Raw genomic sequence first — 12,221 nt, forward strand, 5'->3', positions numbered from 1 at the left:
CAAAAAAGAGAGAATTATTTAAAACAATCCTCTCTAATTTTTATTCTGTAAAAACAATATAACCATGTGATTTATTTTACCATTTTATTAAATATTCGCTTTGTTGCATAATGGGAAATCAACAAGATGATTAAAGAAAAGTCGAAAGGAATTTTTACTACAACTTTTATTAAAAAGCATAGAGTAAAAGCTATTACATCTAAAATCATAAATTGTTTCTCACTTGTGTATTTTTTTATAGTATCATATTTTATTTTTAGATTTCTAACAAGGATTACAAGAGCAACTACTCCAACTAATGCATCAATACTGAAATTAACTAAAAATTTATTATTTATAACAGCCCATAAAAATATATAAACAAAGTTCCCATCATAATTATGGTTAATCCTGTCAAAGATATCTTTGATTTATCTTCTGACATTTCTTTTGGTGTAATTCTTCTTGCCATTATTCAAAAATCACTCCGTCAGCACAATCAATTTTAATATTTGTTGAGAAGAATTCTTTTAATGCAGTAACCATATATCCTGTATCTTTAATTCCACAAGTTTCAAAACTTGAGTGCATTCCAAGTTGTGCAACCCCAATATCAAGAGCATGTAAACTAACTTGAATATTTGATAAGTTTCCAAGAGTTGAACCACCAACTTTGTCTGATCTGTTTGCAAAGTATTGTGTAGGAACATCTACTTTTTTACAAATTTCTAAAAATACTGCTCTACTGAAAGCGTCAGTTGTATATTTTTGATTTGCAGCTTCTTTTATAACGATACCTTTATTCATAAAAGTTCTATTTGTTGGATCATAAAGTTCTGGATGATTTGGATGAACAGCATGAGCATTATCACAACTTACTAGGAAAGATTTTGCAACTGCTTGATGATATTCATCAGTTCCAAATCCAAGAGAAGCATTAATTCTCTTTAGCGCATCTTTCATAAATGTTGACATTGCACCTTGTTTTGTGTTTGAGCCAACTTCTTCGTTGTCAAAAACAGCACAAACATTTATTGCCTTTGGATTTTTAGCATCTAAAAATGCTTTCATTGAAGTAAATGCACATTGTAAGTCATCAAGTTTTGGAGTTGAAACGAATTCATCTTTGTATCCCCAGATACATTGTCTTTGACGATTTACTAGGAATAAATCTTTTGCAACTATATCTTCAACTTTAACACCTAATTCTTCTGCAATCATTTTGTCAAAGTCACCTTTCTTTAATTCTCCTGATGAGAATAAAGGTAATAAATCAACTTGTTTATTGTAAGCATAACCGTTATTTATTTCTCTGTTTAAATGAATTGCAACATTTGGTATCATTAAAATATCTTTATCAATATAGAATAATTTATTTACAATATTTCCATTTTCTCTAACTAAAACTCTACCCGCAAGACTTAAAGGTCTATCAAACCAAGTTGAGTCAATCATTCCACCATAACCTTCAACATTTAATTTTAAATGTTCTCCCGGTGCATCCATTTCAGGAACAGCTTTAACTTTATATGTTGGAGAGTCGCTGTGTGCGGCTGTAATTTGGAAATGGTAATCGCTAAGTTCTTCTCCAACTTGGAAAGCTAATATACTTGAGTTATTTCTAGTAGTATAGTAATTTCCACCTTTTTTTATTTCCCATTTTGCATTTTCCGGTAAAAATGTATAACCGGCTTTATCAAAATATTTTTTCATTGTATCAACAGTATGGAACATACTTTTACTTGAATCAATAAAAGTTAATAATTCTTTTGAAATTTCAATATTATTCATATTAATACCTCCTATCATTTTAAATTTACCCTGTTTATTTTATTTAAAATCATAAAATATATTTCAAAGAAAATAAAGGAACCAAAGTTCCTTTATTTCTTTATAATCTACATTTTTTTATTATCTTCTCTTTTTCTAAGAACCGGTAAGATTAAACCTAAAGCAACTAAAACTGCTGGAGTTATAATCTTTAATACCATTTCGAATTGGTCTTTTGAGTACATACCTAATAAACAACAAGCTAATGTTACTAAGAAACACCAAGCACCAAAGAACAATCCAACTCCTCTATTTTTAGTAAATCTATAATGTCTGTCAAGTTCTTCTTTACCATATCTAAGAGCAAAGTAAGCTACGAATACCCACATATATCTCATCGGCATTACTACACCGTTAAGACGAGTAAGTTGTCTAAGAACTGTAGTAGCTCCCGGTACAAATGATTGAGCTAATATGATTGCTCCACCAAGGATTGCAACTAATGCGATACCATTTACATAAGCTCCTCTTTCGTTCTTCTTTAACAATCTTGTTGGGATATATTGACTTGCATTAGGGTCTTCTAATAACATTCTTAAAGGAGCATCTATACTGATTAATAATGTTGAGAATTGTCCAACAGTGTTAGCTGCTGAATAGATGATTAATAGTAAATCACCAACACCATAGTATTGTCCTAATTTTTGGAATGCCCAGTAAGCACCGTTTGCTGCATAAGAGTCAAATGCTTTTTTACTTGCATTAATTTCGTTGATATCGAACATAAGTCCCATAGCAACTGTTCCGAAGATAGCACTGATAACAACCATTAAAGTTGCAAACATCATAGCTCTAGGGAATTCTTTAGCAGAATCTCCTTCAATTTTATTTACATAAGGTGAAATCTTTTCAATACCACCAACTGCAAATACTAAGATTGATAAACTACTTAAATAGTTTAAGTCAACTTTAGGGAATAAGTTATTCCAAGCGAAATTTAATTTTAAATATCCACCATTTGGATTGATAACAGGTGCAGCATACATCATAAGAATAAATAAAATACCTAAAACAAACATACTTGAACCTGCAAGTGTTGCTAATCTCTTAATAGGACTTAAACCCCTTGATGCTAAATAACAGAATAATAGTAAAACACCAAAAGTAGCTAATTGAACATAGATAGTAGGAATACTGTCATATGCTTTAGCGTCTCTGAAAATCATAAAACTTAAAGCCTTAAGACCACCTGAACCTTTTCCGGCAATATAAGTAATATGTACTGCCCAGTAAGTCCAACCTGCATAGTAAGCTAATTTAGAGTTAGTAGTTTCTTGAATCCAAGATGTTACCCCACCACCTAAATCTTTAAATGTAGAACCAAGTTCTCCAACCATAAGTGCATACGGAATAAAATAAAATGCAAACATTAGTATCCAAGAAAATATTACTTGAGTACCATGAAAGTAAATATAACCGTTTAAAACATTTCCAAATCCCCAAAGTGTTGAGAAACACATAAATACAAGGGACTGCCATTTAATTTTCTTTTCGGAAACTTCCATTTTCATCCTCCTAAAATATAAATTTTTAGCTAAATTCTTAGCCAAACACAGTATACCAAATTTATACCTTCTTGTCAAAGGTTTTAAGAACAGGATAACGTTTTGTTTTTAATCTAAAAATATTATCACTTCACTCTATCGTTTCTGTAAATCACAATTCAACAAAAGACAAAAGACACCTTGCAGTGTCTTTTGATTATAATATTTTATCATATTTATTTTGCTTTTATTTCTGTCCAAGCATCTTGTAATTTTTCATTTGATTCGCCTAAATCTTTTAGTATGAATCCCTTTTCAAAAACTTCTTTTTTAGGAAATACTATATCACTATTTTTTAAACTTTCGTCCATAAGCTCTCTTGCTCCATCTATCGGTGAGCCATATTTTACAAAATTACAATTTCTTGCGGAAATTTCCGGTCTTGACATAAAGTCGATAAATTTAGCTGCTAAATCTTTATTTTCTGAAACCTTTGGAATTACCCAGTTATCAAAGATAAATATTGCTCCCTCTTTAGGAAAAACAAATTCTACATTTTTGTTTTCATCTTTTGCAAGTAGTGCTTCTCCACCCCAGATACAAGTTAATTTTGAATCTCCATTTATTAAATTATCTTTTGCTTTATCATCACCAACATAATTTTTAACTATTTTCTTTTGAGCGATCAAAGAGTTTTTGGCTTTTTCAATATCCTCAACTTTTGTTGAGTTTGGATCTAATCCTTCTTTAATCATAGCTATTGCCATTGTAAATCTACTTCCGTCTAACATTACAACTTCGCCTTTATTTTTTTCGCTCCAAAGGTCAGCCCAACTGTCAACTTTTTCTTGTTTTGATTTATCATAAGCAATTCCGATATTTCCAATAGTATATGGTACTGAATATTCAGTTGTAGGGTCAAAAACTAAATTTCTATATTCTTTTTAACCTTTTCCATATTTGGAATTTTATTTTTATCAAGTTTTTCCAACATATTTTCTTTAATCATAGTATCAACCATATAGTCACTTGCTACGATTACATCATATTTTTCAGCACCACTTTTTAATTTTGTGTAATATTCTTCGTTTTCTTCAAAAAATGTATAATTTACTTTACAGTTATATTCTTTTTCGAATTCCTTGATTGTTTCAGGATCTATGAAAAGATCTGTATTTGTTACATTTAAAACCTTCTTTTCTGAACTTTGTTCTGTTTTTTCTTCTTTTTTCTCTTCTTTTTTATCATTTTTCCCACAAGCTGTAAGAGATACAGTTGCAATTAAAACTAAAAGTAATACTAATAAATTTTTAATTTTTTCATTTTTTACCCCTTTATTTTTAAATATATATGTTATTGTTGAAATTAAAATTATTATTGCAAAAAGCAATGTTGACAATGCATTTATCTTTGGACTAATTCCCCTTTTAGTCATTGAATAAATTTTTACCGAAAGTGTTGCAACTCCATTTCCCGAAGTAAAATAACTAACAGTAAAATCGTCTAAGGACATAGTTATACAAACCAATGCCCCTATAATTAAATTAGGTATTAACTGTGGTAAGACAATTCTTTTAAAAACTTGAAATTGTCTTGCTCCCAAATCCATTCCCGCATCATAAAGACTCTTATCAAAAGTCAATAATTTAGGCAAAATTGCAAAGACTACAAATGGAACATTAAATATTATATGCGATAAAATTATCGTAAAATATCCGAAATTAAATTTGAAAAACACATACAGTATTATCATTCCAATAGCGATTACAATATCCGGAAGTATAAGTGGAAGATAAGTTACATTTGTAAAATAACTTCTAAGCTTTGGACTAACAGACTTATATATTGACCAAGCTCCAAGAGTTCCGATTACAAGTGCAAAGGCAGTCGCAATACCTGTTATGATAAGTGTTTGAAAAAAACTTTCATAACGGATTCGTCTTTAAAAAGCTCTGCATACCATTTTAAGCTAAAACCTGTAAAAGCATTGTTATATCTTGATTCATTAAAGGAAAATATCATCATAAATATAATTGGCATATATAAAAATATATAACACAAAAATAGATAAATTTTCCCGTTATGTTTTTTTACCATATTTTAAATCCTTCTACAAATTCACTCTCTGATTTATTTATAAACAATTTAAAAAGTATAAGACTTGCAAAAATTATAAAAATCATAATTAAGGAAATACTTGAACCTGTTTCCCAGTTTCTAGCCTGTAAAAACTCCCTTTGAATTAAATTTCCAACCAACATATTCTGACTTCCACCAAGAAGATCAGAAATTATAAAGGTTGTAACGGAAGGCATAAAAACCATAATACAACCTGATATTACTCCCTTAAAACTTAATGGAAAAATAATTCTTAAAAATAAATCTTTTCCTCTTGCTCCCAAATCTTTAGCACATTCAATATATTCTTTGTCGATATTTATAAGTGCAGTATATATTGGAAGTACCATAAAAGGTAAAAAGTTGTAAATCATTCCTATAATAATTGCAAAGTTGTTGTTTAAAAATTTTATCGGACTTCCTATAATTCCGATATTTATAAGCATTTGATTTATAATTCCCCGTTCTCTAAAAATACTCATCCAAGAGTAAGTTCTAAGTAAAAAGTTAGTCCATAAAGGCATAATGAATAATAAAACAAAGATATTTCTTCGCTTTTCGCTTTTTATTCTGCTTAAAAAAAGTCCCGCAGGAAAGCCTAAAATTAGACATAAAAAAGTTGAAATCAAGGATAATTTTAAAGACACAAAAATAATTTTCACATAAGTCGGTGTGAAAAATTTCTTGTAATTATCCAAAGTAAAAACAAAATTTTCATCTTTAACTTTAAAAGAATAATAAATTATAAAAATCAAAGGCACTATCGTAAATAAAGTCGTCCATAACAAATATGGCATTGCTCTAATTCTATATAAATGTTTTCTTAACATATTTCCTCCAAAAATAAATAAATCCAACTATTATTTTATCATCAAAAAGGTTATTAGACAAGTTTTTTCTTGTAAAGTTTTGCTATTTATAATATAATTAATATAAGAAAAATTAAAGGAGTTTTAAAAAATGAAATTAGTTTTAATAAGACATGGAGAAAGCGAGTGGAACAAATTAAATTTGTTTACAGGATGGACTGATGTAGGTCTTTCAGATAAGGGTGTTATCGAAGCAAATGAAGCCGGTTTTTCTTTAAAGGAAAATGAATTCGATTTTGATGTATGCTACTGCTCATATCTTAAAAGAGCTATTAACACTTTAAATATTGTTTTGGAAAGAATGGACAGACAGTGGTTACCTGTTATAAAAACTTGGAAATTAAATGAAAGACATTATGGAGCATTACAAGGCTTAAACAAGGCTGAAACTGCTGAAAAATATGGAGAAGAACAAGTAAAACTTTGGAGAAGATCCTTTGATGTACCACCTCCTGCACTTGATAAAGATGACGAAAGATGTCCTCATAATCAAGAGCCTTACAGAAATGTCGATAAGAGTGAATTACCTTATAATGAAAGTTTAAAAAATACCATTGAAAGAGTAATACCTTATTATGAAGATGTTATAAAAAAAGATATGTTAGATGGAAAAAGAGTTCTAATAACTGCACATGGAAATTCATTAAGAGCATTGGTTAAATATTTAGATAATTTAACAGATGAAGAGATTATTTCTGTAAATATACCTACAGGAATTCCTTTAGTTTATGAATTCGATGATGATTTCAAAGTTACAAATAAATACTATTTAGGAAATCAAGATGTAATAAATGCAAAAATAAATTCTGTTGCAAATCAAGCAAAGAAAAAGTAAATTTTTTTAAACAAAATAGGTTGAGGAATAAAATCCTCAACCTTTTAATTTTATCAATACTATCTTTATTCGAATATTGTAAAAGTAAAAAGCAACAATGTAACTTGTTGCTTTTTTATTGTGAAACAACAAGGTTCCCGGGAACCCACCCGATGCAAAGCATCGTGGAAGGGTGGGGCTCTTATTTATTAATCTTTTAATATAATTTTATTATGCCTTAGTAGCTTCAATATTATTTTTACTATTATTTTTACTATTATTTTCAAATATAGCAACAATAACAAATACAATTATTGCTGGGATTAAATAACCAAAACTTAAAGAACTAAGTGGTAATAATTTTATAAATCCAAAAATCCCTAAAGAGTCATTTAATACAGTTATAAATCCGATAATTATTGAAAGTATTGCTGAATATTTTATAGCTTTATTACATGGAATTTTATTTCTCAATATACTTGTCAAAATTAATATAATTATTGGTGGATACAATGTAAATAAAAGTGGAACTGCCAATTTTATTATTGCATCTACTCCAAGACAAGAGAATATAAAACTTGCAAAACAAACAATCATAACCCAAATTTTATAAGGTATTTTAGGCATTATTTCCGCAAAATATTCAGAAACTCCGCCTGTAAGTGCAACTGAAGTTGTAAGGCAAGCCAAAATTACTATAACTGAAAGCATTAAAATACCTATACGACCGAATAATGCATTTGTAAAGTTAAGTAAAATAACTGTACCGTTTTTTGCACCTTCAACATTTAATTTTGAACTTGCTCCTAAGAAACAAAGTCCTCCATAAACAATGCTTAAACAAATAAAAGCTATAATAGAAGAAGACAATATTACTTTTTTCTCTCTTTCTTTTCTAATTTTATAGAAAACTAAAGCATTTACTATAACCGCATTGAAAAGACCCGCACCAAGTCCGTCTAGTGTTTGAAAACCATTTAAAAATGATTCATACATTACTTTTTGTAAATCTTCTCCGGGTTGAATTTTTCCAACAGGATAAATTATACCTGTGATAATCATAATAATTAAAAATACAAGTAATGCAGGTGTTAAATATTTTCCAATAAAATCAACTATTTTTTCAGATTTTATACAAATAAAATATGTAATAGTAAAAAATACCGCTGTAGTTATAATTAAACTGTTGAATCCAAAGTTTGCAACCCCCAAATTATATGTAATTGCACCTGTTCTTGGTATTGCTACCAAAGGTCCTATACATAAAGATATACAAACTAAAACTATTGTCCCCAAATATTTTCCTAAAGGTTTTACAAATTCTGTGATACCTCCGGAAGAAAATACACAATAAAGTGATATCATTGCCAAAAGTCCATCAGCAGCCATATATAAAATAAAAGCTATAAGCCAATAAGAACCGGAAGTATATCCCAAATATGTTGGAAATATTAAATTTCCAGCACCAAAGAACATTGCAAATAAGCTAAAACCTATTACAAATATTATATTTACTTCTTTTTTCATAATCCCTCCTAAAGTAAAAAACGATTTCGTAAGTAATATTAACATAAAATATAAAAACATGCAAGGTATGGCAACTAAAAAAATTATCTTTAATTTTTCTAATTTATTTTATAATATGAAGTATATAAAACTAAAAATAAATAAAGTTTATTGTAAAAAAATTATGTTTACTAATTGCTAATAATTAATAAAAAGAATTTCAATAATATGATTTACACCTTTTACAACAAAAAAGGGAACTACAAAGTTCCCTTTTAAAATCATAAATTTAATTATGCTAAAATCTTAGTAACAACGCCTGATCCTACTGTTCTTCCACCTTCTCTGATGGCAAATCTTAAACCTTCATCAATAGCGATTGGAGTAATTAATTCGATTATGAATTTAGCGTTATCTCCAGGCATAACCATTTCTACGCCTTCTTCTAATTGGATATTACCAGTTACGTCAGTTGTTCTGAAGTAGAATTGTGGTCTGTATCCTGAGAAGAATGGAGTATGTCTTCCACCTTCTTCTTTAGTTAATACGTAAACTTCTGATTCAAATTTAGTATGTGGGTTGATTGAACCTGGTTTTGCAAGAACTTGTCCTCTTTGGATTTCGTTTCTTTGAACACCTCTTAATAATAGACCGATGTTATCTCCGGCAGCAGCTTCATCTAACATCTTCTTGAACATTTCAACACCAGTTACTACAACTGTTCTTCTTTCAGTAGTTAAACCTACTAATTCAACGCTATCTTGAACTTTTACTTTACCTTTTTCTACTCTACCTGTAGCAACAGTTCCTCTACCTGTGATTGAGAATACGTCTTCTACTGGCATTAAGAATGGATTGTCAACATCTCTAACTGGTTCAGGAATGAAAGCGTCAACTTCTTCCATTAATTTAACGATTTTATCTCCCCATTCTCCATCTGGATCTTCAAGAGCTTTTAAAGCTGAACCAACTACGATTGGAGTGTTATCTCCATCATATTCATATTCACTTAATAATTCTCTAACTTCCATTTCAACAAGTTCGATTAATTCTGGGTCATCAACTTGGTCTTCTTTATTTAAAAATACAGCAATTCTAGGAACGCCTACTTGTCTTGCAAGTAAGATATGTTCTCTTGTTTGAGGCATTGGACCGTCAGCAGCACTTACTACTAAGATAGCTCCGTCCATTTGAGCAGCACCTGTAATCATGTTCTTAACATAGTCGGCGTGTCCTGGGCAGTCAACGTGTGCATAGTGTCTGTTAGCTGTTTCATATTCAACGTGAGAAGTTGAAATTGTAATTCCTCTTTCTCTTTCTTCTGGAGCCTTGTCAATATTTGCATAATCAACGAATTCACCAGTACCAAATCTCTTATTTAATACTAAAGTGATAGCTGCAGTTAAAGTAGTTTTACCATGGTCAACGTGACCAATAGTTCCGATATTAACGTGTGGTTTAGTTCTTTCAAATTTTTGCTTAGCCATTTTACTAAAGTCCTCCTAATCTATTTTTTTGCTCTCTCGCCAATTACTTTTTCTGCAATTGCTTGAGGCACTTTTTCATAATGATCGAATTGCATTGAATATGTTGCACGACCTTGAGTATTACTTCTTAAGTCTGTTGCATATCCAAACATTTCAGCTAAAGGTATAAATGCATCAAGTACATGAACACCATTTTTAGGATTCATCCCCTGGATTCTACCTCTTCTTGATGAAACATCTCCCATAACATCTCCTAAATATTCATCCGGAGTTGTTATTTCAACTTTCATCATCGGTTCTAAAAGAACCGGAGCAGCTTTTGATACTGCTTGTCTAAATGCCATTGAACCAGCAATCTTAAATGCCATTTCAGATGAGTCAACTTCATGGTATGAACCATCATATAAAGTAACTTTAACATCTAAAACAGGATATCCTGCAAGTACACCTGCTTGAGTTGCTTCTTCAATACCTTTTTGAACAGGTCCGATATATTCTTTTGGAATAGCTCCCCCTACGATATTATTTACAAACTCAAAGCCTTTACCAGCTTCTTGAGGTTCAATTTTAATTTTACAGTGTCCATATTGTCCACTACCACCAGATTGTCTGATGTATTTTCCTTCAGCTTCTGCACCTTGAGAAATAGATTCTCTGTAAGAAACTTGTGGATTACCTATATTAGCTTCTACTTTGAACTCTCTTAAAAGTCTGTCAACGATGATTTCTAAGTGTAATTCACCCATTCCTGAAATGATTGTTTGACCAGTTTCTTCATCAGTATAAGTTCTAAAAGTAGGATCTTCTTCTGCTAATTTGTGTAAAGCTATACTCATTTTTTCTTGAGATGCTTTTGTTTTTGGTTCGATAGCAACAGAAATAACCGGTTCAGGGAATTCCATTTTTTCAAGAATTACATGGCTATTCATATCACAAAGAGTATCTCCAGTTGTAGTATCTTTAAGACCTACTGCTGCTGCGATGTCTCCAGCTGATACGCTGTCAACTTCTTCTCTCTTGTTAGCATGCATCATAAGAATTCTACCAATTCTTTCTTTTTTGCCTTTTGTTGAGTTATATACATAAGAACCTGATTCTAAAGTTCCTGAGTATACTCTGAAATATGCAAGCTTTCCAACAAATGGGTCAGCTACAATTTTAAATGCTAATGCTGAGAAAGGTTCTTCATCTGAAGCATGTCTTTCTACAGGTTCTTCATTATCATCCACGCCTTCAATTGCAGGAATGTCTAATGGAGATGGCATATAAGCCACGATAGCATTTAATAGAGGTTGAACCCCTTTGTTTTTATAAGCTGAACCACAAAGTACCGGGTTTATTGATAGATTAATAGTAGCTCTTCTAATAGCTTCTCTTAATTCAGTTGGTGAAATAGCTTCTCCTTCTAAATATTTTTCCATAATAAACTCATCTGTTTCAGCTAATGCTTCCAATAAGTTTTGACGATATTCTTCTGCTTTATCCTTGTAAGCATCCGGAATATCTATTTCTTCTATATCTGTACCTAAGTCGTTTTTATAAATAATAGCACCCATTGTAACTAGGTCAATAACTCCTACGAATTCTGATTCAGCTCCAATAGGAATTTGTACAGGAACCGGATTAGCTTTTAACTTATCTTTAATAGTTTCGATAGAGTCATAGTAATTAGCTCCGGTAGCATCCATTTTATTTATAAAGCAAATACGTGGTACGCCATATTTATCTGCTTGTCTCCAAACAGTTTCTGATTGTGGTTCTACACCGCTCTTTGCATCAAAAAGTGCAACTGAACCGTCAAGAACTCTTAAAGATCTTTCAACTTCTACAGTAAAGTCAACGTGTCCTGGAGTGTCAATGATGTTAATTCTTGTATCATTCCATACACAAGTTGTAGCAGCTGAACAAATAGTGATACCTCTTTCTTTTTCTTGCTCCATCCAGTCCATTTGTGCAGCACCTTCATGAGTATCACCTATTTTGTGGATCTTTCCTGTATAATAGAGCATTCTTTCTGTTACTGTTGTCTTACCAGCATCGATATGCGCCATTATACCAATATTTCTTGTATTTTCAAGTGAATATTGTCTTGCCACAATAGCATTTCCCCTTTCCTTTTAAATAAAATTCCTAT

At 30.6% G+C, this 12,221-nt stretch carries 9 protein-coding genes; 1 reads left to right on the forward strand and 8 read right to left on the reverse strand.

Features of this window, described 5'->3' with window-relative positions; all coding sequences use genetic code 11:
- Window positions 1-450: 450 nt before the first annotated feature.
- From HMPREF9127_RS06880 to HMPREF9127_RS06900, 5 genes are all read right to left on the reverse strand, one after another.
- Window positions 451-1,770: a M18 family aminopeptidase gene (locus tag HMPREF9127_RS06880; RefSeq protein WP_009449006.1), complete on the reverse strand. Its 1,320-nt coding sequence runs from the start codon at window positions 1,768-1,770 to the stop codon at window positions 451-453.
- A gap of 107 nt (window positions 1,771-1,877) precedes the next feature.
- Entirely contained in the window at window positions 1,878-3,314 is a 1,437-nt protein-coding gene (locus tag HMPREF9127_RS06885) for an APC family permease (RefSeq protein WP_009448768.1), read from the reverse strand.
- Between the two features lie 215 nt (window positions 3,315-3,529).
- Window positions 3,530-4,180, reverse strand: a complete 651-nt coding sequence (locus tag HMPREF9127_RS09600) for an ABC transporter substrate-binding protein (protein ID WP_482198269.1) — start codon at window positions 4,178-4,180, stop codon at window positions 3,530-3,532.
- A gap of 38 nt (window positions 4,181-4,218) precedes the next feature.
- Window positions 4,219-5,229 carry an ABC transporter permease subunit gene (locus HMPREF9127_RS09605; protein ID WP_482198270.1) on the reverse strand — a complete coding sequence of 337 codons (1,011 nt, stop codon included), beginning with the start codon at window positions 5,227-5,229 and terminating at the stop codon, window positions 4,219-4,221.
- Between the two features lie 154 nt (window positions 5,230-5,383).
- The gene (locus HMPREF9127_RS06900; protein ID WP_009448936.1) at window positions 5,384-6,241 is read right to left on the reverse strand and encodes an ABC transporter permease; all 858 of its coding nucleotides are present in this window, start codon (window positions 6,239-6,241) and stop codon (window positions 5,384-5,386) included.
- 130 nt (window positions 6,242-6,371) lie between these two features.
- On the opposite strand from HMPREF9127_RS06900, the gene gpmA reads away from it, so the two are divergent.
- Window positions 6,372-7,115, forward strand: a complete 744-nt coding sequence (gene gpmA, locus HMPREF9127_RS06905; RefSeq protein ID WP_009449128.1) for a 2,3-diphosphoglycerate-dependent phosphoglycerate mutase — start codon at window positions 6,372-6,374, stop codon at window positions 7,113-7,115.
- A 210-nt stretch (window positions 7,116-7,325) separates the two neighbouring features.
- On the opposite strand, the gene brnQ is transcribed toward gpmA, so the two are convergent.
- The 3 genes from brnQ to fusA form a co-directional block, all read right to left on the reverse strand.
- Complete coding sequence (brnQ, locus tag HMPREF9127_RS06910) at window positions 7,326-8,621, reverse strand: branched-chain amino acid transport system II carrier protein (RefSeq protein ID WP_009448654.1); 1,296 nt, start codon at window positions 8,619-8,621, stop codon at window positions 7,326-7,328.
- Window positions 8,622-8,893: 272 nt separating this feature from the next.
- On the reverse strand, window positions 8,894-10,087 hold the full coding sequence (gene tuf, locus HMPREF9127_RS06915; protein ID WP_009449131.1) for an elongation factor Tu: 1,194 nt from the start codon (window positions 10,085-10,087) through the stop codon (window positions 8,894-8,896).
- Between the two features lie 20 nt (window positions 10,088-10,107).
- Window positions 10,108-12,183 (reverse strand): elongation factor G, encoded by a 2,076-nt coding sequence (fusA, locus tag HMPREF9127_RS06920; protein WP_009449112.1) that lies wholly within the window; start codon window positions 12,181-12,183, stop codon window positions 10,108-10,110.
- Window positions 12,184-12,221: the final 38 nt, after the last annotated feature.

Origin of the sequence: Parvimonas sp. oral taxon 393 str. F0440 (genome assembly GCA_000223315.2) — a bacterium.
GTDB lineage: Bacteria > Bacillota > Clostridia > Tissierellales > Peptoniphilaceae > Parvimonas.